Here is a 25,435-nt window from a genome sequence, read left to right as displayed (position 1 = left end):
TGAAAATATGGAATATGTAACATTAAACAATGGCATTCAGATGCCTGCATTAGGATATGGAGTTTATCAGGTAAACAATGAAGAATGTGAAAGATGTGTCTTAGATGCTATCAGTGCAGGGTATCGTCTTATTGATACAGCTCAGTCGTATGGCAATGAGGAAGCTGTGGGGAATGCAATCAAAAAATGTGGCATTCCTCGTGATCGGCTATTTATTACGACAAAGGTATGGATCAGTAATGGCGGTTATGAAAAAGCAAAGGTTTCTTTACGTGAATCCTTAAAAAAGCTTCAGAGCGAGTATATCGATCTCGTCTTGATCCATCAGCCTTTTAATGATTATTATGGTACGTATCGGGCAATGGAAGAAGCTTATAAGGAAGGCTGGATCCGTGCGATTGGTGTATCAAATTTTTATCCTGACAGGTTGATTGATCTTTGCAGTTTTGAGAGGTAAAACCGGCAGTCGATCAGGTAGAAACCCATGTTTTTCATCAGCAGAAAGAGGCTCACGAGTATATGAAAAAATATAATGTCCAGCATGAATCATGGGGACCTTTTGCGGAAGGCAGAAAAGATTTCTTTACAAATCCTGTTTTAGTAAAGATTGGCGAAAAGTATTCCAAGAGTGCTGCTCAGGTCGCTCTAAGATATTTGATCCAAAGCAATGTCGTTGTGATTCCTAAGTCAACACATAAAGAAAGAATGATTGAAAATATAAATGTATTTGATTTTACATTGGATGAAGAAGATATGCAACTGATCTCAGTGCTCGATGAAAAAGAAAGCTTATTCTTCTCCCATTATGATCCAAAAACAGTAGAGATGATGGTGGATTTAAAACGTTAAGGGCAAGGCAACTTGCTTTTTTTTTTAATATTGTGAATAAGCTGAAGCAGTATGACTTTTGAAAGATAAATAATTGTGAAGTTTTTCTGAAAATAGCTTAAGAATATAAAATTGGAATGATTTTTTGTATGAAACGTGATAGAATGTAGCTGGTAAATTTAATGAGGAAATGTTATGAAAAAGGTTATGTTTATTTCAAGTATGGGAGGCCATCTAAATGAACTGCTCCAGTTGAAGCCTCTTTTTTCTAAATATAAAACAGTCTTCGTGTCTGAAAAAACACCTTCGACGTTATTTTTAAAAGATCAATATAAGACATACTATCTTGTTTATGCGACAAAGCATGAGATGTGGAAATATATCTTTGTTTTTCCTTTTAACTGTTTGAAAAGTCTTTATTTGTTTCTAAAAGAAAAACCGGATGTCATCGTATCTACGGGAAGTCATACCGCTGTGCCGATGTGCTATATTGCTCATTTATTTGGGAAAAAAGTGATCTATATTGAAACTTTTGCCAATATTTATACAAAGAGCATGGCAGGGAAGCTGGTTTATCCGATTGCAGATTATTTTGTAGTACAGTGGGAAAGCATGCTGGAATTATATCCTGATGCTGTTTATGGAGGGTGGATTTTCTAATGGTATTTGTAACGTTAGGGACGCAGGATAAGACTTTTGGGCGTCTTTTGAAAAAGGTGGATGAATTGATCGATAAAGGGATCATTCAAGGAAAAGTGATCGTTCAGGCAGGTAAGACCCATTATCAGAGCAGTCAAATGGAGATATTTGATTTCTGCAGTCAGGAACAGCTGAATCAATATATTGAGGAATGTGATTATATGATTACGCATGCAGGTGTTGGTTCGATCATCAATGGAATCAATCATCAAAAGAAGGTCATTGCTGTTGCAAGAAGAGCCAAGTATGGTGAACATGAAAATGATCATCAGGTAGAGATTACGACGAAGTTTGCCGGATTTGGGTATATTTTGGGTTGTGTTGAAGTAGATGAGCTCGAAGAAAAGATTTCTGAATTGCATGATTTTACGACCAAACCTTATGAATCAAATAACAAGAATTTTTGTGATTTGATTGCTCGGCTGATAGATGAAAAATAAATATTTTATTATTTTAATATTTTGTGTTAACAAATAAAAGCATGAATTTTTCAGTTTATACAAACGAGCGGAGGAGTAAAAATGAGAAAAACAAAATGGATATTAAGTTATCTGCTTGTTTATTTATCTATCTTTTTTATAACGGGAGTATTATGGATATTGGGCAATTTTGGTGAAATATCTGTTTCTCAGATTGTCTTTCTTTTAATGGTATCTATGGAAGGAGCAGATAGTTCAATTATATGGAAGTTTGTATATGATTGTTTATTGTTGCCATTTATTTACTGTTGCTTTCTTTTTTTCTTCATTTATATTTTGATTAAAATTAAAAACAGGATTTATATTTTTTTTGACAAACATATTCTAAAGCTTTCATTTGTAATATGTATTATATCATTTATCTATTCTGGTCATTCAATCGGCTTATTTTCTTATTTGCAAAGTCTTTTAAGAAATTCAACATTATTCGAAGATTATTATATTGATCCTTCTGAGGTTGAATTTGATTTTCCGGAGCAAAAAAGAAATTTGATTTATATTTTTATGGAATCTATGGAAATAAGTTATTATTCTGAAGAGCTTGGAGGGGTTGAAGAAAGTAATTTAATACCAGAACTTTATGAAATTGCTGAAGAAAATCTTACTTTTAACAATAATGGGGGATTCTATGTTCCTGAAGGAACAGGATGGACTGTTGGAGCGATGGTTGCTCAAACATCTGGTTTACCTCTTTTGATTCCAATTGATGGTAATTCATATGGATCGTTTAGATCTTTTTTGCCAGGGGCTACATCTATAGGTGATATTTTGAGTGAAGCCGGATATCGTCAAAAATTACTGATAGGATCGGATGCCTCTTTTGGCGGAAGAAGAGAGTATTTTACACAACATGGGAATTATGACATTGTTGATTATATTGCAGCAAAAGAGAAACAATATATCGATGAAAACTATTATGTATGGTGGGGATATGAAGATAGCAAGTTATATGAATTTGCTAAAGAAGAAGTTAAAGAATTGGCTAAAGGATCCGAACCTTTCAATTTAACAATGCTGACAGTCGATACACATTTTTTTGATGGTTATCTTTGTGATGAGTGTGAACAAGTTTATGAAAGTCAATATGAGAATGTTATTGCTTGTGCAAGTCGTCAGCTTTATAATTTTCTTACGTGGATCAAACAACAAGATTTCTATGAAAATACAACGATTGTTATTGCGGGCGATCATCTGACAATGGATAATGATTTCTTTGCATCCATAGATTCAAATTATGTAAGGAAAGGCTATTATGTTTTTATTAATTCTGCAGCTGAATATCAGGGAAATGACAGAGAAGTATCATCTTTTGATTTTTTTCCTACGACTCTTGCAAGTATGGGAATAAAATTTAATGAGGATAGATTAGGTTTAGGAACAAATTTATTTAGTGAAACACCTACACTGGTAGAAGAACTTGGCTGGGAGGAATTAAATGAACAGCTTAGAATGACTTCTAAGTTATATAACAATGAGATTTTATATGATAAAGATAAATGATTTTGTACATTTCTTAGTCAAAATCATTTTTCATTTATTTTTATAAATAAACAAATTTTATAAGCATTAAAACAACAGTGTGGTATAATCTATTTGTTCAGTTAATTTGTGCTGAATAATTACGAAAGGATTTTATGAGTAAATATGAAATTGTTTTCCTGATACTGCATTATCAGGTTTTAGAAGAAACATTAAGATGCGTAAATTCAATAAAAAGAAAAATAGACACAAAAAAATATCATATTGTCCTTGTTGATAATGCTTCTCCTAACAATAGCGGAAAAACATTAGATAGTATGTTTAAGGATGATAAAGATATTACAGTATTGTTAAACGAAGAAAATCTTGGTTTTTCAGGAGGAAATAATGTTGGATTTCATTATGCAAAATATCAACTGAGTTGTGATTTTATTTGTATGATGAATAATGATACTGAGATAATACAGAATGATTTCTTTTCGGTAATCAAAAAAGAATATGAAAAGAGCCATTTTGCTGTATTAGGTCCAGAAATTCATTTAAAAGATGGTACAGTTTGCAAATATCCTAAACAAATTTTAAAACTTAATGAAATTGATGCTGATCGAAAGCGTGTAGAAAAACTACTGATAAAAAATAAATTGTTTATAGAATCAATTCATTTATTTTTATATAAATATATTGGTAAATTGATTCATTGGAAAAAAATAAGACATCATTTTAGAGAAGAGATCATTCCTGATCCAAGAATGGAAAATGTTCGCTTACATGGCTGTTGCATGATTTTTTCACCAATTTATATTGATAAATTTGATGGTTTGGATAATAGAACACATTTTTATGGTGAAGAAGATATTTTATTTGTACAGTTAATTCGAAATCATATGAAAAGCGTTTATGATCCCAGTTTGAAAATATTTCATTGTGAAGAAGCAGCTACAGGTGCGGCTATGGGCAAAGATTACAAAAAACGTCGGTTTATTTATGAAAAGCATTTAGAAACATTAGATATGCTTGAAAAAATGTATCGTGAAGATTTAGATAGTCTGAAAGGGTATATATAGGTGAGAATATGCCAAAAGTAAGTGTTATTGTTCCTGTTTATAATGCGGAGAAATATATCAAAAACTGTTGTGAGAACCTCTTAAATCAAACTTATGACGATTATGAAGTAATCTTTGTTAATGATGGTTCTTCCGATAATAGTTTAAAAATGCTTGAAAAGCTAGCTTCTAATCATGATAAAATTCAAATAATTACTCAAGAAAATCAAGGTCAGGCAATCGCTCGCAATATCGGAATAAAGCATTCCAAAGGGGAGTTTATATGTTTTATTGATATTGATGATGAAATTAGCAGAGAAATGTTAGAAAAGTTAATGCATGCGCAGAAGAAAAGTGATGCAGACCTTGTTTGGTGTGATGCTTATATTAAAAGAGAAGGAAATATTTTAAGTACGTTAGATCAAACCTATCCTAACTCAATAGATCTTCAAAAAAATTATGTATTACATAATGCAAGTCCATGGAGAAAATGTATTCGTCGCTCTTTGCTGGAGAGTTATAACTTATATTTTCCAAAGCTTCGCTTTTATGAAGACCTGGCAGTAGTTCCTTCATATGGCTTATATACCAATAAAATTATTTATGTCAATGAGCCTTTATACTCATATGTCTTGCATGAAGGGTCAACAATGCATCAGAAAACATACCATAGAAAATTAGAAGATATTTTTGAATCAATGGAAATTTTGAGTAATTTCATTGAATGTTCGATTTGTAAAGACAGTATTAAAGATGAATTAGAATATTTATATATTGATCATTTGCTTCATGCAGCATCCTTACGATTTTTTGAATTTGAGAATACTGAGATACAATTAGATAAAATTGTTGAAATTATGAAATTGAAGTATCCATCATGGAAAAAAAATAAATATTTTAAGCAGAAAGATTGGAAGTATAAATTAGTGTGTCACCTTTTATATAGGAAAAAAAGAAAGCTATTACGTTATATTTTAAAATGATGGGAGAAAATATGAAAAAAAATATTTTATTTGTTGTAGATGAAAGAGAAATGGGCGGTGTTTCCGTTGTTTTGAATGATCTTGTTCATAAACTTGATTCCAATAAATATAGTATTGATATCTTAGTCTTGCATAATAAAGGAAATATGTTGAATGATCTTCCTGATCATGTCAATATGTTTTATGGAACGTCTTATTTTGAAGCAATCGATTATACAATCAAAGAAGTTCTCAAAATGAAGAATCTTTCTTTATTGATGAAAAAAATACATGTTGTTTTTGACTTAAAAACAGGATTTATTAAAAAAAGCATTCAAAGAGAAAGAAAAAAAATAATTCATAAAGATTATGATTGTGAAATTGCATTTAAGGATGGTTTTACCGCATTATTTGTAGGTTACGGCAATTGTGTGAATAAAATACATTGGCTGCACTGTTCTTATAAGACATTTAATCCAAATGCAAAGTACGAAGACTTATTTAAAAAAGTATTACCTCTTTTTAATCATATAATAGGTGTTAGTGACAATGTGGTTAAAGAATTTAATGAAATCTATCATTTAGAGAATATAACAGAAACAATTCCTGTTGTTATTGATGTTGAACGTATAAAAAGGCTTTCACAAAAACCATCTATTTTTAACATAAATGAGAATATGTTGAATATTGTTGTAATTGGACGCTGTCATCCTGTCAAGGGATATGATAGACTTTTTGATGTAATCAAACGTTTAAAAAAGGATAACATATTAAGTAATGTACACTTTACTGTTTTTGGTGATGGTCCTTTATTTGAACATTTAAAAAGCCGTCTGATTAATGAAAGTCTGGATGATGTGATTTCTATGAAAGGAGCTGTACTGAATCCTTATGCAGAGTTAAAAAACTATTCTTTACTTCTTCTGCCTTCTTATTCAGAAGCTTTTGGAACCGTGATTAGTGAAGCTTTTATATTGGACATTCCAGTTTTAGCAACAGAAACAAGTGCGTCACTCATGTCTGTCAAAAAAGGTATTAATGGCGAAATCTGTGAAAATAGTGATGAAGAACTCTATCGATCATTAAAAAATCTGATTCAACATCCGGATGTGATCGATCGATGGAAGAATAATTTAAAAGATTTCAATTATGATAATTTTAAATTATTAAAAAGAATAGAAGCTGTTTTAGATGAGGGGGAAACTATATGATCAAGGTGAGTGTCATCGTCCCTGTATACAATGTAGAAAAATATTTGCGTAAATGTCTGGATTCTTTAGTTAATCAAACGTTGAAAGATATAGAAATAATCATTGTAAATGATGGATCTAAAGATCATTCAGATATCATTATTGAAGAATATAGTAATAAATATAGTCATATTACAGCATTCAAAAAAGAAAATGGTGGTCTTAGCAGTGCTCGAAATTTTGGTATTGAACATGCAACGGGTGAATATATCGCTTTTGTTGATTCAGATGATTGGGTTGAATCTGAAATGTACGAAAAGATGTATTTGAAGGCCAAAGAGCATGATTTTGATCTAATCATGTGTGACTTTAAAGAAATCCATGAAAATGAATCTAAAGTTTATACATGTCATTTAGATCACGATTTATTTACTAAGGAAGATATTCAAAAACATATGATTGATTACTATCCATCTGCATGGAATAAACTGTATAAACGAAGCTTATTCAAGAATCTTCAATTTAAAGAAGGTGTTTGGTTTGAGGATGTGGAGTTCGGTTATCGTCTGCTTCCATATGTTCATTCAATTGGCATTGTAAATAATCCTTTTTATAATTATTTGATTCGGAAAGGTTCAATTACTTCTACTGTAGATCCAAGGATTTATCATTATATTGATAATTGGAATGGTATCCTTGATTTTTATAAGTTTCATCATCTTTATGAACGATACGAAAATGAGCTTGAATACAGCTATGTACGTTATTTATATGCGACCTTTATCAAGGCTGCTGCGAAATATGATAGAAATGAATATGAATGTGCAGTTAAGAAAGCGATTGATCAAGTAAATCAACATTTTCCAAATTATAAAAAGAATAAGTATCTAAGTCAAAAAAGTTTAAAGAATTTGTATTTAAAACACTTTAATCATTTCTTTGCTAAGATAATATATATGAAAGAGCATGAACATGAATAAAATCTCATCATGCTTTTTTTTATTAATAACTTTATTTTAATGATTTTGAAAATGATATATGATATAATCTTTTCGTTACGTAATGTCTTGGAAATAAATGTAACATTTTAAAAACTAGAGGTGGATTATTTGAAAATTTCTGTAGCAATGTGTACATTTAATGGTGAAAAATACATAAAAAATCAGTTGTTAAGCATAGTTCACCAAAGTAGAACTGTAGATGAAATCATAATTTGTGATGATCGATCTACTGATAAAACTCTTGAGATTTGTGAAAAGTTATTAAAAAATTCTGGAATTGATTACAAGATTTATAAGAATGACCACTCATTGAACGTAGTAAGAAATTTTAAAAAGTGTTATTCGTTATGCTCTGGTGATCTTATTTTTAGCTGTGATCAGGATGACGTTTGGCAGTTTGATAAGGTAGAAAAAATAGAAAAGGCTTTTTTGGATAATTCCAATATTAATCTTGTAGCAACAAATGCTGAATTAATTGATTCGAATGATAACATAATGAACCTTTCGCTGAGAGAAGGGATTGGATTTGTCATGGATCAGCCTCAGGATGCTTTAGATTGGTTGCTAAATAGGTATTGTATTACAGGTGCTACGATGGCTATGAGGAAAGAATTTGCTAACGAGTATTATTTTGTTAGCAAATACTGGCTTCACGATGGCTGGTTGGCTTTAGTGGCTTCTTTAAACGATAGCCTAATGTATATAGATGATAAACTAATTCGCTATAGACTTCATGGAAATAATCAATGTGGTATAGGTGATGTTGATGTGCTAGCACACGGCAGCGTTGATGGGTTAAGAAAAAGAAAAGCAAAAAAATTATTTCATACTGTGTTAACTTGTCCTTATTATTTTGAAGATTATGCTTTTCAAAAAAAAGAAATGTATCAGGAAGTTTTAGATGAAATTGAAAAAAATAAATGGTCTGTTGACAAAAAGAATTTAAATAAACTAAAAGAATGTATTGCATTTTGGAAAAAAAGGTCAATAATAAAAGAGTACTCTTTAAAACAGATGTTTCTGTTAACTAGGTCTTTTAAAAAGAGCAATGCTTATGAAAAGTATTGTGAAAGTAAATGGTTTTCAATTTATGATTATTATTTTTGGACTGTTTATAAATTGATTCCACGCAGAAAAAAAACTCAAAATATTTGATGAAAGGGGAAAAATATGGAAAATAGTCAGAATGCTATTGAGATCAGAAACCTTTATAAGAGTTTTAAAATTGTTTATGATAAGCCGCAAACATTAAAAGAGCGACTAATTTCTTTAGGAAAAAAAGAAAAAGTAGAAAGAAGAATGATTTTAAAAGATATTTCTTTAGATATTCGTAAAGGTGAAACAGTTGCTTTAATCGGAACAAATGGAAGTGGTAAATCAACGCTTTTAAAGCTTATGACAAAAATACTATACCCAAATAAGGGTCATTTAGAAACAAAAGGAAAATTAACCTCTCTTTTGGAATTGGGTGCCGGTTTTCATCCTGATTTTACAGGAAGAGAGAATATATACTTTAATGCTTCTATTTTTGGATTAACAAGAAATGAGATTGAAGATCGTATAGAAGAAATCATCAATTTTTCAGAACTAAGAGATTTTATTGATAATCCAGTAAGAACTTATTCGTCGGGAATGTACATGCGGTTAGCATTTTCTATTGCTATTAATGTTGATGCTGAAATATTACTGATTGATGAAATTTTAGGTGTTGGCGATCAATATTTTCAAGATAAATGCTTTAAAAAACTTGAAGAACTTCGCGATGGTGACAAAACAGTTGTTATAGTTTCTCATAACCTGGATACATTAAAACAATTATGCAGCCGTGCTATCTGGATTTATAAGGGCAGAGTGGAATTGGATGGCGATCCAGAGTATGTGATTGACAAGTATTTGAAACAAGTGGTTTTAGATCATAAAGAGAGCAGCAAAAATGTTGTTGTTGAAAAAAAGGACAAGTATATAGGCAGAGTTGTGATCGACAGCCCACAAGAAAATGGAATTTACCAAACACAATCTGGTATGCTTAGTATTCAAGGATGGGAATTAAGCGATACTTTGTATTCTAATGTTAAAGTATATATTGATACTGAAGAAATAGAAAATATTAAACGAAGTGAAAGACCTGATTTGATGATTATATATGAAAATCAATTTGGTGGTTATGCAACAAATCCATTGGCCGGATTTCATGCAGAATATGATTTAGGTAAATTAACTAAAGGTACACATCGACTTTCTGTGAAAGTTTATGATGAAAATGAGAATTTAATTTGCATGGAAGAAGCAAAATTTATGGTTGCATAAATATAGAGGTATTTTATGAAATTAATTAAAGAATTGTACGAATATCGAGAACTTCTAAAATCAAATGTAAAAAAAGAAATCCGTGGTAAATATAAAGGATCTTTTTTGGGTGTTCTTTGGTCATTTATTAACCCATTATTGATGGTCTTAGTTTATGCAATAGTTTTCCCTTACTTAATGAGATCTACTATTGACAATTATCTAGTTTATTTGATAACCGGTGTTATTCCATGGACTTTTTTTACAACTGTTATGGGTCAGGGGATGGCCTCTGTTAGAAATAATGCAGGAATTATAAAGAAGGTCTATTTTCCAAGAGAAATTCTTCCATTGTCAGTATGTGTTGCAGGATTGATCAATTTTCTAATTTCTTGTGTTATTATTCTTGTTTTTTGTTTGATTTTTAATGTGGGTTTTTCATGGCATTTAATTTTATTGCCGGTTATTGCCTTTTTAGAATTTTTAATTTGTTTAGGTGCTACATTGTTATTTAGTGCTGTGAATGTTTACATCAAAGATATGGAATATATTGTAAATTTCGTTATAAATATGCTTTTTTATGGGACACCTATTTTATATAGCATAACTGATTTTAATACTACTTCTGTTCCTCATTTTCTTTTGACTTTGGTGAATATCAATCCATTTACTCATGTGATGACTATTTATAGAGATATTTTTCTATATCATCGAATTACAGGAATTGGCAGTTGGCTTTATATTGTATTTATTGCTATTTTAGTTGTTGCTATTGGACTCTTTGCATTCAAAAAACTAGAAAAAGGATTTGCTGAGGAGGTTTAAAATGATAAAACATTCATCAAAAGAAATCCAAATACTTAAAGTAAGGCTTGTAGGATTGGCTAATCCGAAATTATGCTTTTTATATAAATCAAAAAAGAGTAGTCCAGATTTCTATTTGACGATTGATGGAAGTCGTTCTGATTACAATTTAATGAAGCTTATCAATGAAGATGAATATATGTTTGAGGTAATTTTTCCACGGAATACGAAAAAAATCGAACTATACGTTAATGAAGATGGAAAAACTAAAAACTTATTAAGGCTAAATAATCATTTTATATTGCGTCTTTTTTCTAAATTAGAGGAGTTACCGCATAAGATTTATTTACATGCTAAACATTTTTTTACTGTCTTGTTTCAATTTATCGTTTTGATATGGAAACAGCATCATTTTCTTGTACCTGTTAAACTTTGGAGAAAATATTTTTATGATTTTAGAATTACATTAAGGTCAGCTGGCAATAGCTTGTTCTATAATCCATTTGTGCAATCTGATTATTTGAGTTGGTTATCTAAGCAAAAATCAGAAAAAGATTTGGAACCATTAAGTTATCGTCCTTTAATATCAATATTGATTCCTGTATATAATGTTGGGGAAAAAATACTTTCAGAATGTTTGGATTCTATATTAAATCAAAGTTATTCAAATTTTGAAATATGTTTAGCTGATGATTGTTCGACAAAAAAAGAAACTCTTAATACCTTAAAACGGTATGAAAAAAAAGATTCACGAGTTAAAGTAGTATATCGTAAGACGAATGGTCATATTTCCGCTGCCACAAATAGCGCATTGAATATTGCTAAAGGTGAGTTTATTGCATTAGTAGACAATGATGATGTGTTAGATAAAAATGCACTTTATGAAAATATACTAGCATTAAATAAAGATAAGCATATCGACTTTATTTACAGTGATGAAGATAAACTTGATTTTAATGGCAGAAGATGTGATCCTCATTTTAAACCAGATTATTCACCGGATACTTTATTAAGTTTAAATTATATTTGCCATTTCTCTGTAATAAGAAAGAAGTTAGTTGAAGAAGTAGGTGGGTTTGAATTGGGTATGGAAGGTGCTCAAGATTATGATTTGTTTTTAAAAATAGTTGAAAAAACAAATCGCATTCATCATATTCCTAAAATTCTTTATCATTGGAGAATGATAGAGGGTTCTACATCAGCAAGTATGGATAATAAAGATTATGCATCTGATAAAGGAAAGCTGGCTATTGAAAATGCTTTAATTAGAAGAAATATAAAAGGGCATGTTGAAATTGATAGTAAGAGTCTTTATTATCGTGTAGTTTATGAATATGAAGAACCACTGGTATCTATTATTATTCCAACAAAAGATCACGCTGATATTACTGAAAGATGTCTTCAATCTATTTATGAAAAAACTACATATAAGAATTTTGAAATTCTCTTAGTTAACAATAGAAGCATTGAACAAGAAACTTATGAATTATTTGATAAATATACAAAAATGTACAGTAATTTTAAAGTGATTGATGCAGATATGGAATTTAATTATTCTAAAATAAATAATTTGGCCGTTAATCAATCAAAAGGTGATGTTATTGTATTATTAAATAATGATACAGAGGTAATAACTTCTGATTGGTTAAAAATTATGGTTGGCTACGCTCTTCAGCCTCATGTTGGAGCAGTAGGTGCAAAACTTTTATATCCGGATATGACTGTTCAACATGCAGGTATTATCCTTGGTTTAGGTGGAGTAGCATCCCATGCATATATAGGAAGTAGTAGGGATGATGTGGGAGCATATGGCAGATTAAGGGTACCATATAATTATTCTGGTGTTACTGCAGCCTGTCTTGTAATCAGAAAATCAGTGTTTAACGAAGTTGGTCAGCTTGAAAAGGATCTTAGTGTAGCATATAATGATGTAGATTTAAATTTGAAGTTACTTGAGGCAGGTTATTTGAATGTTTTAGTTCCACAGGTTGAATTATTACATTATGAATCAAAATCAAGAGGATCAGATACTACTAGTGAAAAGTATAAAAGATTTCTTTTGGAACAAGAATATATGTATAGCAAATGGAAATCCAAAGTGAAAAGTGATCGCTTTTACAACGCAAATTTCAGCTACAAAGGTTGGTTTGTTTTGGACAAAGATTAGATTAGGGGTGAGATGAATGTCTGCTAAAATATTGTTAATAATTCCTGCTTACAACGAGCAAGAATGTATCTTAAAAACGTATGATTCAATAATAACTTATTGTGCTGAATACAATATGGACTATGATGTGATAGTTATTAATGATTGCTCAAAAGATTCAACTTCAGCTATTTTAGATATAAATAATATTCCTCACATTGATTTAATACATAACCTCGGTATTGGCGGGGCAGTTCAAACAGGATATAAATATGCTAAAGAGAATAATTATGATATAGCTGTACAATTTGATGGTGATGGACAACATGATATTCGTTATGTTCAAGATATTATTAAACCAATTTTAGAAAACGAAGCAGAATTTGTGATTGGATCACGTTTTGTTGACAATAAAAATGATAATTTCAGATCATCTAAAGCGAGAAGGATTGGAATTCATATCATATCTTTTTTTATAAAATTAGTCACAGGGGAAAAGATATTTGATACTACCTCAGGTTTTCGGGCTGTGAATAAGGATATTATTGAACAGTTTTCTAAATCTTATCCTATTGAATATCCAGAGCCAATTACCACTACTGAATTATTGAAAAAAAAGTATAAGTTCAGTGAAGTGCCGGTTAAAATGCATGAAAGAATAGGTGGAACCAGTTCAATTAAGGCATGGAAATCAATATACTATATGATAAATGTCATATTAACAATTCTAATTATTAAGATAAGGAGGTATCCAAGTGTCCACTAATTTAAGAATAATGATGTTAATTGTAGCAATATTACTATTTATATCTGTTTTCATAGCATTAAAAAAAGGGAGAATGCCTTTAAAATATTCGCTTGTATGGCTTATTCCTGATATAATACTATTGCTTATTTCATGTGCACCCTTATCTTTATGGAAATTTACAGAGTTGATAGGATTCCAGACTGTGTCTAATTTAGTTGTTGGGATTTTTATCCTTATGTTATTTTTCATAACTATATCATTAACCATTATTGTGTCAGGACAAAATACAAAAATTACATTATTGATACAAGAAATTTCATTATTGAAAGAAAAAGTAAGGGAAAAAAATAATAACAATTAAAAGAAAGGGAATTCTTATGAAGATAATGTCAAAAAAATATCTTAAAATTCTATTAAGTATAGTTTTAGTGTTATTCTTTTCATTTGTTTTTGAAAAAGGCTATTTTTTTCTATTTAGAAATGCTAATATTTCAACAGATTTTTCATTTGATAGATTATTTATTTTTATGATTTTATCTGTTTTTATAGTATTACACATATTTTGTCCTATAAATAAAATATGGGATTTTATTTATAGGAAAAGATATTATATTGGTATTTTAATGTTTGTTTTTATCGTTGCAAATGGTTATCATGGGTCATCTGTATATAAATATAACTATGTGATACAACCAAATTATTCGATAGATTCAAATGCTCCTTTCTTTAGTTATTATAAAGAAATTCGAAGTGATGAATTTTTAGTTGATACACCGGGTATTCTTTCTCAAATCATTTATAATCAAGATTTAGATGCAATAAATGATGCTATAATGGCAAGAGAAGATACAACGGTTTATATGTTTCCTCAATTGCCTACTAAAACAATTTCTGTGATATCAAACCCAAAGTTAATTGGATTTTTATTTCTTCCAATGGAACAAGCTTTCTCATTTTATTGGTATATTTTATTTTTTATTTGTTTTTTTGCAACTTTTGAAGTAAGCATGCTTATAACAAAGGGGAAAAAAATATTTTCTGCGTTAGGGGCTTGTCTGTTAACATTTTCACCTGCCTTTTTATGGTGGAATCAGTTAAGTATATTTGCATCTGGATTTTCGGCAATTTTATTTCTTCATTTATTTTTTGAATCTAAAAATAAGTGGAAAAAATTATTTTATTCTATACTTACAGGATATGCGGGATCGGTATATGTAATGACACTCTATCCTGCTTGGTTAATTCCATTTGGATGGATGTTTTTTGGACTAGTTATTTGGCAACTTATTGAATATAAAAATCAACTGAAATGGAATGATTTAATATATTTAATTCCTGTTATAGGAACTATGGCTATTATCTTATTACCTGGTTTTATTGGTTCCGAAACAACTATTAAATTAATGGGTGAAACAGTATATCCAGGATCACGCGTGATGACTGGTGGTTATGGATGGAATCTGTTGTTTAATTATTTGATTGCTCCTTTTTATACAATTTTTAAGAATATAGGAAATGCATGTGAGGCATCTCAATTTATTGGCTTATATCCTATACCTATATTTATTGGTGTCTGGGAAATCTATATAAATAAAAAAGTAAAGAGGACTGATTTTCTTTTAAATATTTTGGTCATACTTGCAATTTTGTTATCAATATGGAATTATATAGATATATCTATATTTTCAAAAATATCATTATTAACAATTTCAACTCCTGATAGATCTCAGCTAGTTGTAAATGTGATTTGTATATTAATTATTTTACGTCTTATTGGATGCTATGAAAAAAATAAAAATATTAATTTATCTATTAAGTATATAATAACAGGAATAGTATCTATTATATTACCCGTTATTGGATTATTTATAGTAGATAATACTTATCCAGATTATGTAGACATGCGTATTGCCATTTGTTCATTGGTGCTTTACATACCATTGTTCTTTTTGTTAATTATAAATTCTAAAAAAACAAATAAAGTATTCTCATTAATATTGATATCCATTTCTATATTTAATCTTGCAACTGTACAGCCTATATCTAAAGGTTTGAGCGTAATGTATGAAAAGCCAATTGCAAAAGAGGTAAGAAAAATTGCTGAATCTGATAAAGAGGCAAAATGGGTTGTTGTAAATTCTGGAAATACTTCTATTTTTCCGCAAAATTATATTTTAGCAAACGGAGTTAGAGTTATCAATTCTACTAATTATTATCCTAATTTTGAATTATGGGAAAAATTTGATCCAGATAGAAGTGATGATTTTGTTTATAATCGTTATGCGCATGTAGCTATTGATTTAACTTCTGAAGATACACATTTTGAACTGTTACAAGTGGATTTGTTTAAAGCATTTATAAATATAAATGAAATAGATAAATTAGAAGCTACTTATTTTGTTTCATCTGATAATTTAACTCTTTATTCTAACGATAAATATGAATTTAAAAAACTTTATTTTGAAGATAATCTCGGTATATATAAATTAGAAATTAATAAGTCTGGAGCTGAATAAGATGAAATATATAAACGATTTGAATTTTAGAAAAAATTTTCTATGGAATGTTGTAGGAACTTCTTTGAATGCATTCAATTCTTTATTTTTTATGATTATTGTAACTAGAATTAATGGATTGAACGATTCTGGCATTTTTACATTAGCATTTTCGTTAGCCTGTTTATTATGTATAATTGGCGGATATGAAGGTAGAGTATTTCAAGTAACAGACATAAAAAAAGAATTTAATGATAAAGAATATATCATTCATAGATTTCTTACGACCATTTTAATGATGATAATAGCATTTTTATATACTCGTCTTCAGAATTATAATTTTGAAAAAACATTAATAACATTGTTATTGTGTCTTATGAAAGGGTTAGAAGTTATTGCTGATGTGTTTTATGGTATATTACAGAAAAATAATTATTTGTACAAAGTTGGAATTTCTTTAACGATAAAATCCATTTTTTCAGTTATATGTTTTTTTGTAATCGATAAAACTACGAATAGTCTTATACTCTCTTGTTTAACATTAGTAATTGTATGGCTAATAATCTTAATTGTATATGATATTGTAAATTCAGTAATTTTGATTGATAAAAAAGAAAAAATTAATAAAAAAAATATATTATTACTTTTTAAATCTGGATTTTTTGCTTTTTCGATATTGTTTTTATCAATGTATTTAATTAATGCACCTAAATATGCCTTGGATGGCCGTGTTACAGAGGAACTTCAAGCTGTATTTGGAATAATATTGATGCCTGCTACTGTTATCAGCTTATGTGCACAATATTTGTTACAACCTTTTTTAGCAAAAATGTCTGATAGTTATAAAAAAGGAAATCGAAGTATGTTTAAAAAAGTTGTAAATTTGATTTTGATCATTATTATTTTGATTGGTGTATTTGCTTTTGGAGCCTGTTGGGTTATAGGAATTCCAATTTTAAATATTATATACAATGTAAAACTTGACGGATATAGAATACATCTTTTGATTATTATCATTGGTGCAGTTCTTTATTCACTGGGAACACTATATTCGACAGCCCTCACTACGATTAGAAAAACATTTATACAATTCATTATTTATGTTTCATCTTCTATATTTGGTTTGATCATATCAATTATCTTGATAGAAAAATATGCTTTATTAGGTGCTGCATTGGCTTATTTCTCTATTATGGTATTTCAATTTATTTTGTATATATTGTATTATCATTTGGTGATTAATAAAGTTGCTTTTTTGAAATGTGAGGAAACTATATGAAAGTTAGTATTATCATACCTGTTTATAATAGTGAACAATATCTTGCACGATGCATTGAAAGCATTCTTTGCCAATCCTATCAAAATTTTGAAATAATACTAATAAATGACGGTTCAACAGATCATTCTGAGGATATTATTAAAAGCTATATAACCCGTTTTCCTGAAAAATTCAAATACGAATTTCAGAAAAATTCTGGTGCTCCTGTGGCTAGAAATAAAGGAATTGATATAGCACATGGAGATTATATAACTTTTGTTGATAGTGATGATTATCTAGATGCCGATTTTCTTATATCATTGATCAAATATAACGAAGATAAAGATGTTATCATAAGTGGATATAAAAAAACGGATGGAGAAAAAATACTTTATGTAAAAAAACCTAAAATAAATTACTGGTCTTTATTTAAATATACTACAAATTGGGCAAATTTATATAAAACATCTTTTATAAAGGAAAACAATATTCGTTTTGAAAGATTTAGAATTGGAGAAGACGTTGATTTTACTTTCAACTGTATTATACACTTGAATAGTTACGCAATTATTTCTTATGCTGGTTATAATTATTTTACTAATTCTTCTTCTGTAACTAATACAATAAATAAAGTTAAAAAGATTAATTCACTTACTGATGTTTTATATTGCATGAATAAAAGAGCAATAGAAAGTAACTATAAAGATAAAAAAAGAATTTATTATTATTTTGTAAAAACAAGTATATTTAATATTTTCATTCAAAGAAAAGCACTATGCGTTGTACAATTAAAAAACTTGTTTGAGAATGAGTATACATTAATAAAAAGTCTTGAATGTTTAAAAGAATATAAAACTGTATTTGTGTGGGAAAAAAATGAAGAATTATATATTAATTTAGTTTTAAATATATTTATTTTATGTTATAAATTGAAAATTTTAAAATTACTTTTGATTTGTTTAAAAAAGGTATAGTATGAACGCATATTCAACAGGAAAGTTTGCGAAATTAGCGAATGTGACTGAAAGAACGATTCGCTACTATGACAAAATAGGGTTGTTGAAACCCTCTTTTGTCATGGAAAATGGGTACCGTTATTATACAGATGAAGATCTTTTAAAGCTGCAAAGAATCATTTCATTAAAAAACCTTGGTTTTTCTTTAGAAGAAATTTATCCGATGACCTTAAAAAATGATAAAAAAAGCTTGGAAGATTCTTTGGAATTACAGATCGAACTTGTGAATAAGAAAATTCATTCATTAGAAAACCTTAAAGAAACACTGAAAAATACATCCAGGTTAGTAAAAGAGGATCATGTGGAATGGGATAAGATCATTACGCTCTTACAACTGTCTAAATATGATGAAGAAATCATTGAACAATACCGGACCAGTAAAAATTTAAATGTTCGCATACATCTTCATGATCGATATTCGCATAATAAAACAGGCTGGTTTCATTGGCTGTATTCACAAATCGATTTTTCACATGCCAATCGTATCTTAGAAATTGGCTGTGGTGATGGAAAACTATGGGAAAATAATACATTGGATCTACGAAATCGAGAAGTTTTCTTAAGTGATGCTTCTTATGGAATGATTGAAGAAGTAAAGAAAAAATTAGGAGATGATTTTAGTTTCATGGTTTTTGACTGTGAACAGATTCCTTTTAAAAAGGATTATTTTGATATCGTAATTGCAAATCATGTCTTATTTTATTTAAAAGATTTAGATCTTGGATTGAAAGAGATTGAACGTGTTTTAGTGAAAGATGGTTTTTTATATTGCAGTACTTATGGAAAAGACCACATGAAAGAGATTACGGAATTAGTGAAGGAATTTGATCCAAGAATCGTTTTATCCAGAAATTGTTTATATGACCAGTTTGGTATCGAAAATGGGGAAAAGATCTTAAGTTCTTATTTTGAAGATGTTCATTTGGTCATGTATGATGATTATCTGGAAGTGGATGATTCAGAACCTTTGATGGATTATATCATGAGCTGTCATGGCAATCAGAATGAAATCTTAAAAAATCAGCTGCATCGATTTAAATTATTTTTAGATGAAAAAATTATGAAACAGGGAAGTATCAGGATTACCAAGCAAGCAGGTTTATTTATTTGTAAGAAATAACTTGACATTGACGTTACGTCATGGTTTATATTAGAAGAGTAACAGGAGGAATTCTCATGAAAGGAATTATTTTGGCTGGCGGCAGCGGGACACGTTTATATCCGCTGACAAAGGTAACAAGCAAGCAGTTACTGCCTATTTACGACAAACCGATGATTTATTATCCGATGAGCATTCTGATGAGTGCCGGTATTCGGGAAATCTTGATCATTTCTACACCGGATGATACGCCTCGTTTTCAAGAGCTTTTGGGCGATGGACATCAGTTTGGTATTTCTTTAAGCTATAAGGTACAGCCATCACCGGATGGATTGGCACAGGCCTTTATTTTAGGTGAAGAGTTTATTGGTGATGATCACGTTGCGATGATCTTAGGTGACAACATCTTCCACGGCCATGGACTTACGAAACGTTTGAGGGCTGCGGCAGCAAAAGAAAGCGGCGCCACTGTCTTTGGTTATTATGTAGAGGATCCGGAAAGATTTGGAGTCGTAGAATTTGATGATGAAGGGAAGGCTGTTTCACTAGAAGAAAAACCTGCACATCCAAAATCAAATTATGCTGTTACAGGTCTTTATTTCTATGATAATAAAGTGGTGGAGTATGCGAAAAATTTAAAGCCAAGTGCTCGTGGTGAGTTAGAGATCACGGACTTGAATCGTATCTATCTTGAAGACAATGCATTATCCGTGACTCTTCTGGGAGATGGTTTTACATGGCTGGATACGGGTACGCATGAATCTTTGGTCGATGCGACTAATTTTGTGAAAACCATTGAAGAACATCAGCATCGCAAGATTGCCTGTTTAGAAGAAATTGCTTTTAATAATGGCTGGATCGGTCTTGATCAGCTTGAAAAGACTTATGAGATCTATAAAAAGAACCAGTATGGTACGTATTTAAAGAAGATCATGGAACGTAAGTATATTGATAAAAGGAGTTAGTATGAAAGTAACAGAAACAAAAATCAAAGGTGTATTGATTATTGACCCGGATGTACATGGGGATCACCGCGGCTATTTCATGGAAACCTATTCTAAGAAAAAATATCAGGAATTAGGGATTGATGTTGAGTTTGTGCAGGACAATATGTCTTTCTCAGCTCAAAAAGGTACGCTGAGAGGCTTGCATTGGCAGAATGCACCCATGGCTCAGTCAAAGCTGGTTAGCTGCACGAGAGGAGCCGTTATAGATGTGGCAGTGGATATCCGTAAGGGCAGCCCTACTTATGGTGAGTGGGTAAGCGTTGAACTAAGCGAGGAAAATAAACGTCAGTTCTTTATTCCACAGGGATTTGCTCATGGCTTCTTAACATTGACAGATAACGTGGAATTTAGATATAAGGTAGATAACTTTTATTCTAAGGAACATGACCGTGGCATTCGCTATGATGATCCGACGGCCAATGTGGACTGGGGAAGTCTTTTAAATGGTATCGAACCTGTATTATCTGAAAAAGATAAGAATGGTCCTACTTTAGATAAAGCAGATTGTAATTTTATTTATGAAGGAGAAAATAAGTAATGAAAATATTAGTAACCGGTGGTGCAGGATTTATCGGAGGTAACTTCGTTCACTATATGGTGAATAAATACCCTGAAGATATGATCGTGAATTTAGACAAACTGACTTACGCAGGTAACTTGGAAACCTGCAAACCTGTTGAGGACAAGCCAAACTATAAATTTTATAAGGGAGATATTGCAGATCGAGCTTTTATCTTTGATTTATTTGAAAAAGAAAAGTTCGATGTCGTTGTCAATTTTGCGGCTGAAAGCCATGTCGATCGCAGCATTGAAGATCCTGAAGTATTTGTTCGTACTAATGTTGTCGGTACAACCACGTTATTAGACGCTTGTGTTAAATACGGTATCAAGCGTTATCATCAGGTATCTACCGATGAGGTATATGGAGATCTGCCGTTAGACCGACCGGATCTGTTCTTTACGGAAACAACGCCATTGCATACTTCAAGTCCTTATTCAAGCGCTAAAGCAAGTGCTGATTTATTCGTATTGGCCTATCATAGAACCTATGGCTTACCGGTAACGATCAGTCGCTGTTCCAATAACTATGGCCCTTATCATTTCCCTGAAAAATTGATTCCGTTAATGATTTCAAGAGCTTTGGCGGATGAATCATTACCGGTTTATGGAACAGGAGAAAATGTACGTGACTGGCTGCATGTGTATGACCACTGTGTAGCCATCGATCTGATCATCCGTAAAGGTCGTGAAGGGGAAGTTTATAACGTTGGCGGACATAATGAAAGAACAAATCTTGAAGTTGTAAAGACGATCTTAAAGGCTTTAAATAAACCGGAATCACTGATTAAGTTTGTAGAAGATCGCAAAGGACATGACCTTCGTTATGCTATCGATCCAACAAAGCTTGAAACAGAGCTCGGATGGAAACCTAAATATAACTTTGATACAGGTATCCAGCAGACGATTCAGTGGTACTTGGACAACAAAGAATGGTGGCAGAATATCCTAAGTGGTGAATACCAGCATTATTTTGAAAAGATGTATAAGGATAAAGGAAGAGTTTAAAAGCAACGTAAGTTGCTTTTATATAAGAAAGAAAGGAGAAAATATGAAGCTTTTAGTTACTGGATATAATGGTCAACTAGGCTATGATGTAGTAAATGAAGCTCATTTGCGAGGAATAGAAGCAGATGGGGTAGATATTCAGGAAATGGATATTACCGATCAAAATCAAGTAAATCAGGTCATTAAATCAGGAAATTATGATGCTGTTATTCATTGTGCTGCCTGGACAGCTGTTGATAAAGCTGAAGAGATGCCGGAGGCATGTTATAAGGTAAATGTAGAGGGAACCCAAAATATTGTGAATGTTTGTAAAGAGTTAAATATCCCTATCATGTATTTTTCAACAGATTATGTTTTCAGCGGTGAGGGAAGTGAACCATGGAATGAATATGATAAGAGAACACCATTAAATGTATATGGTCAAACGAAATATGAAGGAGAGTTAGCTGTTGAATCATATGCAAAACATTTTATAATTCGAATTGCATGGGTTTTTGGAAAAAACGGACATAATTTTATCAAAACTATGTTACGCTTAGGTAAAGAAAAAGGTGCAGTAAGCGTGGTTAATGATCAAATTGGATCACCTACTTATACCTATGATTTGGCAAAACTGGTCATAGATATGATTCAAACTGATAAATACGGGACTTATCATGCAACAAATGAAGGGTTATGCAGCTGGTATGAATTTGCCTGTGAGATATTTAAACAGGCAAATATGCAGGTTGATGTTACGCCTGTAGATTCTGATGCTTTTCCAGCTAAAGCAAAGCGTCCAAAAAATTCACGTATGAATAAAAATGAGCTAGATAAAAACGGATTTCATAGACTTCCTACCTGGCAGGATGCATTGGGAAGATATTTAAAGGAAATGGAGAATTTATCATGACTTTTACATCAAATGATCATGCTTTTGTAATTTGTGCCTATAAGGAAAATCCTCATATCGAAGAAACTATTCATTCATTAAAAAATCAGACAGTTAAAAGTAATATATATTTATCAACTTCTACACCTAATGATTATTTAAAAAAAATATGTGAAAAATATGAAATACAAATGTTAATTAATCCATATCCTAAAAATGCTGGAACTGATTGGAATTATGGATATGACAATGTGCCTGAAAAACTTGTTACAATTGCTCATCAAGACGATTTATACGAGCCAACATTTTTAGAAGAAACTCTAAAATGTATAAAAGATGAATCTGATTTCATAATTTGTTTTACGGATTACAATGAACTTAAACTAGGAAAAATTGAAAAATCAAATTTTTTATTAAAAATAAAGCGTATTATGAATTGGCCGTTATCAAAAAAATGTATGCAAAAAAATAAGTTTATCCGTAGAAGGTCCTTATCAATTGGCTGTGCTATATGTTGCCCGACAGTAACTTTCAATAAAAAGAAAGCCGGGTCCTCTGTATTTGATACTGTATATATAAATAGTTGTGATTATAAAGCTTGGTGTGATCTAGCTGAACTTGATGGTAAATTTATTTACATAAATAAACCATTACTGATTCATCGAATATATTCGGAATCGGCGACATCTAAAAATTTAGGTAATAATATCAGGCAAAAAGAAGATTTAGAAATATTTAGTAGATACTGGCCTAAATCAATTGCAAGATTTATTAATAAAGTTTATGCTTTAAGTGAAAAAAGCAACAAAATATAGGAGAATATATTATGAAAATTGTAGTGACTGGTGCTTCGGGATACATTGGAAAACATGTTGTAAAAAAGCTTTTAGATAAAGGTCATGTTGTTATTGCTGTAGATTTAACATATAAGGATATTGATGAAAGAGCTATTTTAGCAGATATAGATATTTTCAGCGAAGATAAAGATATATATGCACAATTGGGATATCCAGATCTTTGCCTTCATTTAGCATGGAAAGATGGTTTTGCACATAATTCTGATGCTCATATTGAAAATTTATCTGCTCATTACATATTCATTAAAAATCTGTTAGAGGGAGGATTAAAAAAGATTGCGATAATGGGGTCAATGCACGAAATTGGTTATTATGAAGGTGCTGTTGATGAAAATACTCCAACTAATCCATTATCTTTATATGGAATAGCCAAAAATGCACTTCGACAAGCAGTACAGATTCTTTGTGAAAAATATAATGCTGTTTATTATTGGTTAAGAGCCTTTTATATAATAGGTGACGACGTAAATAATAACTCTATTTTTTCGAAAATATGTAAAATGGAAGCTGATGGCATGAAAACATTTCCTTTTGTTTCGGGAAAAAATAAATATGATTTCTTGGATATTGAAGAATTGGCTGATCAAATTTGTTCCGCAATCACTCAACAGAAAATTACTGGAATAATCAATTGTTGTTCAGGAAATCCAGTTTCTTTATCAGATAAAGTTAATGATTTCATTAAAAAGCATAACTTTTCAATAAAACCTGATTTTGGTAAATATCCTGAAAGACCATATGACTCTCCAGCAATTTGGGGTAATAATGAAAAGATTCAAGAAATTATGAAGGAAAGCAAATAAAATGTATACTTTAAATGAAAGTTTAAAAAATAAAAAAAGTCAAAATTTAAATTTCATCAAATTTTTAGCTGCTTTAGCTGTAATTGTATCTCATGCATATCCAATTTCTCTAGGTAAAGAATTTGGAGATGTTTTAATTTCATTTTCAAAAGGTCATTTGGGTATAGGCGGGGTTGCAGTAGGTGTTTTCTTTTTTAGTAGTGGACTTTTGGTTTCAAAAAGTATAGAAAAATCAATAAATCTAAAACAATTTTTGAAGAAACGATGTTTAAAGATATTTCCTCCTTTGATTTTTACTGTTATTATGACTGTTTTTCTTTTAGGACCTTTTTTTACTAATATGAGTATTATTGATTATATTACTGACTTAGCTACTTATAAGTATTTGCTTAATGCAATCTTAATTCCAATTCATAGCTTACCTGGTGTCTTTGAGAATAATATATATGGAAATGTTATCAACGGTGCTTTGTGGACATTGCCAATAGAATTTATATGCTATATTGCATTAATGATTTGTTATAAATTGAAGTTATTAAATAAAAATATACTATATACATTTCCAATTTCATTAATTTTTTTCTATCTTTTTTATTATTCAAATATACAATTATTTTCTTCTTTATCTATATATACCTTGCCTATTTTTATATATTATATGGGTATGTTATACTATGTCTTTAAAGATAAAATTATTTTAAATAATGGATTAGCTGCCTTTTTGGTTGTTATATGGGTTGGATTAGTTTATTTTGGATTTGCTGAAATAGCTATGTTTATAATATTTCCATATATTAT

General features: G+C 30.3%; 24 protein-coding genes and 1 pseudogene. All 25 read left to right on the top strand.

Features of this window, described 5'->3' with window-relative positions:
- The first annotated feature begins 7 nt into the window (after nucleotides 1-7).
- Nucleotides 8-849, top strand: a pseudogene (locus ACZYT3_RS08555) (aldo/keto reductase).
- Between the two features lie 174 nt (nucleotides 850-1,023).
- The gene (gene pssD / locus ACZYT3_RS08550; protein WP_464088347.1) at nucleotides 1,024-1,488 is read left to right on the top strand and encodes a PssD/Cps14F family polysaccharide biosynthesis glycosyltransferase; all 465 of its coding nucleotides are present in this window, start codon (nucleotides 1,024-1,026) and stop codon (nucleotides 1,486-1,488) included.
- Nucleotides 1,488-1,967 (top strand): PssE/Cps14G family polysaccharide biosynthesis glycosyltransferase, encoded by a 480-nt coding sequence (gene pssE / locus ACZYT3_RS08545; protein ID WP_294561615.1) that lies wholly within the window; start codon nucleotides 1,488-1,490, stop codon nucleotides 1,965-1,967. The genes pssD and pssE overlap by 1 nt, the downstream gene beginning before the upstream one ends.
- An 81-nt stretch (nucleotides 1,968-2,048) precedes the next feature.
- Nucleotides 2,049-3,506 (top strand): LTA synthase family protein, encoded by a 1,458-nt coding sequence (locus ACZYT3_RS08540; RefSeq protein ID WP_464088346.1) that lies wholly within the window; start codon nucleotides 2,049-2,051, stop codon nucleotides 3,504-3,506.
- 134 nt (nucleotides 3,507-3,640) lie between these two features.
- Nucleotides 3,641-4,549: a glycosyltransferase gene (locus ACZYT3_RS08535; protein WP_464088345.1), complete on the top strand. Its 909-nt coding sequence runs from the start codon at nucleotides 3,641-3,643 to the stop codon at nucleotides 4,547-4,549.
- Nucleotides 4,550-4,557: 8 nt separating this feature from the next.
- On the top strand, nucleotides 4,558-5,511 hold the full coding sequence (locus ACZYT3_RS08530) for a glycosyltransferase family 2 protein (RefSeq protein WP_464088344.1): 954 nt from the start codon (nucleotides 4,558-4,560) through the stop codon (nucleotides 5,509-5,511).
- 11 nt (nucleotides 5,512-5,522) lie between these two features.
- Complete coding sequence (locus tag ACZYT3_RS08525) at nucleotides 5,523-6,701, top strand: glycosyltransferase (RefSeq protein WP_464088343.1); 1,179 nt, start codon at nucleotides 5,523-5,525, stop codon at nucleotides 6,699-6,701.
- Nucleotides 6,698-7,660 (top strand): glycosyltransferase family 2 protein, encoded by a 963-nt coding sequence (locus ACZYT3_RS08520; protein WP_464088342.1) that lies wholly within the window; start codon nucleotides 6,698-6,700, stop codon nucleotides 7,658-7,660. Before ACZYT3_RS08525 ends, ACZYT3_RS08520 begins: the two co-directional genes overlap by 4 nt.
- A gap of 129 nt (nucleotides 7,661-7,789) precedes the next feature.
- Nucleotides 7,790-8,836 carry a glycosyltransferase family 2 protein gene (locus ACZYT3_RS08515; RefSeq protein ID WP_464088341.1) on the top strand — a complete coding sequence of 349 codons (1,047 nt, stop codon included), beginning with the start codon at nucleotides 7,790-7,792 and terminating at the stop codon, nucleotides 8,834-8,836.
- Nucleotides 8,837-8,851: 15 nt separating this feature from the next.
- Nucleotides 8,852-9,988 carry an ABC transporter ATP-binding protein gene (locus tag ACZYT3_RS08510; protein ID WP_294561622.1) on the top strand — a complete coding sequence of 379 codons (1,137 nt, stop codon included), beginning with the start codon at nucleotides 8,852-8,854 and terminating at the stop codon, nucleotides 9,986-9,988.
- A 15-nt stretch (nucleotides 9,989-10,003) separates the two neighbouring features.
- On the top strand, nucleotides 10,004-10,792 hold the full coding sequence (locus tag ACZYT3_RS08505) for an ABC transporter permease (protein WP_464088340.1): 789 nt from the start codon (nucleotides 10,004-10,006) through the stop codon (nucleotides 10,790-10,792).
- A 1-nt stretch (nucleotide 10,793) separates the two neighbouring features.
- A complete protein-coding gene (locus tag ACZYT3_RS08500) occupies nucleotides 10,794-12,938 on the top strand; it encodes a glycosyltransferase family 2 protein (RefSeq protein WP_464088339.1) in 2,145 nt (714 codons plus the stop codon).
- A gap of 16 nt (nucleotides 12,939-12,954) precedes the next feature.
- Nucleotides 12,955-13,683: a glycosyltransferase family 2 protein gene (locus tag ACZYT3_RS08495; protein ID WP_464088338.1), complete on the top strand. Its 729-nt coding sequence runs from the start codon at nucleotides 12,955-12,957 to the stop codon at nucleotides 13,681-13,683.
- Complete coding sequence (locus ACZYT3_RS08490; protein ID WP_464088337.1) at nucleotides 13,673-14,026, top strand: DUF2304 domain-containing protein; 354 nt, start codon at nucleotides 13,673-13,675, stop codon at nucleotides 14,024-14,026. The genes ACZYT3_RS08495 and ACZYT3_RS08490 overlap by 11 nt, the downstream gene beginning before the upstream one ends.
- A 16-nt stretch (nucleotides 14,027-14,042) precedes the next feature.
- A complete protein-coding gene (locus ACZYT3_RS08485) occupies nucleotides 14,043-16,181 on the top strand; it encodes a DUF7657 domain-containing protein (RefSeq protein ID WP_464088336.1) in 2,139 nt (712 codons plus the stop codon).
- A 1-nt stretch (nucleotide 16,182) separates the two neighbouring features.
- Nucleotides 16,183-17,439: a lipopolysaccharide biosynthesis protein gene (locus ACZYT3_RS08480; protein WP_464088335.1), complete on the top strand. Its 1,257-nt coding sequence runs from the start codon at nucleotides 16,183-16,185 to the stop codon at nucleotides 17,437-17,439.
- Nucleotides 17,436-18,392, top strand: a complete 957-nt coding sequence (locus tag ACZYT3_RS08475; RefSeq protein ID WP_464088334.1) for a glycosyltransferase family 2 protein — start codon at nucleotides 17,436-17,438, stop codon at nucleotides 18,390-18,392. The genes ACZYT3_RS08480 and ACZYT3_RS08475 overlap by 4 nt, the downstream gene beginning before the upstream one ends.
- 1 nt (nucleotide 18,393) lies before the next feature.
- Nucleotides 18,394-19,554, top strand: coding sequence for a MerR family transcriptional regulator (locus ACZYT3_RS08470; protein ID WP_464088333.1), 1,161 nt, complete (start codon nucleotides 18,394-18,396; stop codon nucleotides 19,552-19,554).
- A gap of 56 nt (nucleotides 19,555-19,610) precedes the next feature.
- Nucleotides 19,611-20,498 (top strand): glucose-1-phosphate thymidylyltransferase RfbA, encoded by an 888-nt coding sequence (gene rfbA, locus ACZYT3_RS08465; protein WP_464088332.1) that lies wholly within the window; start codon nucleotides 19,611-19,613, stop codon nucleotides 20,496-20,498.
- A 1-nt stretch (nucleotide 20,499) separates the two neighbouring features.
- Nucleotides 20,500-21,078, top strand: coding sequence for a dTDP-4-dehydrorhamnose 3,5-epimerase (gene rfbC, locus ACZYT3_RS08460; protein WP_294561633.1), 579 nt, complete (start codon nucleotides 20,500-20,502; stop codon nucleotides 21,076-21,078).
- Nucleotides 21,078-22,106, top strand: coding sequence for a dTDP-glucose 4,6-dehydratase (gene rfbB, locus ACZYT3_RS08455; RefSeq protein ID WP_464088331.1), 1,029 nt, complete (start codon nucleotides 21,078-21,080; stop codon nucleotides 22,104-22,106). Before rfbC ends, rfbB begins: the two co-directional genes overlap by 1 nt.
- Nucleotides 22,107-22,149: 43 nt before the next feature.
- Nucleotides 22,150-22,998: a dTDP-4-dehydrorhamnose reductase gene (gene rfbD, locus ACZYT3_RS08450; RefSeq protein ID WP_294561635.1), complete on the top strand. Its 849-nt coding sequence runs from the start codon at nucleotides 22,150-22,152 to the stop codon at nucleotides 22,996-22,998.
- A complete protein-coding gene (locus ACZYT3_RS08445; RefSeq protein WP_294561636.1) occupies nucleotides 22,995-23,792 on the top strand; it encodes a glycosyltransferase family 2 protein in 798 nt (265 codons plus the stop codon). The genes rfbD and ACZYT3_RS08445 overlap by 4 nt, the downstream gene beginning before the upstream one ends.
- 11 nt (nucleotides 23,793-23,803) lie before the next feature.
- Nucleotides 23,804-24,637, top strand: a complete 834-nt coding sequence (locus ACZYT3_RS08440; RefSeq protein WP_464088330.1) for an NAD-dependent epimerase/dehydratase family protein — start codon at nucleotides 23,804-23,806, stop codon at nucleotides 24,635-24,637.
- A 1-nt stretch (nucleotide 24,638) separates the two neighbouring features.
- Nucleotides 24,639-25,435, top strand: a 797-nt coding sequence (locus tag ACZYT3_RS08435; RefSeq protein WP_464088329.1) for an acyltransferase family protein, incomplete at its 3' end; no start/stop codon positions are given.

This window comes from Traorella sp. mt218 (genome assembly GCF_055420025.1).
This window is presented reverse-complemented; position numbering and strand designations above follow the sequence as displayed.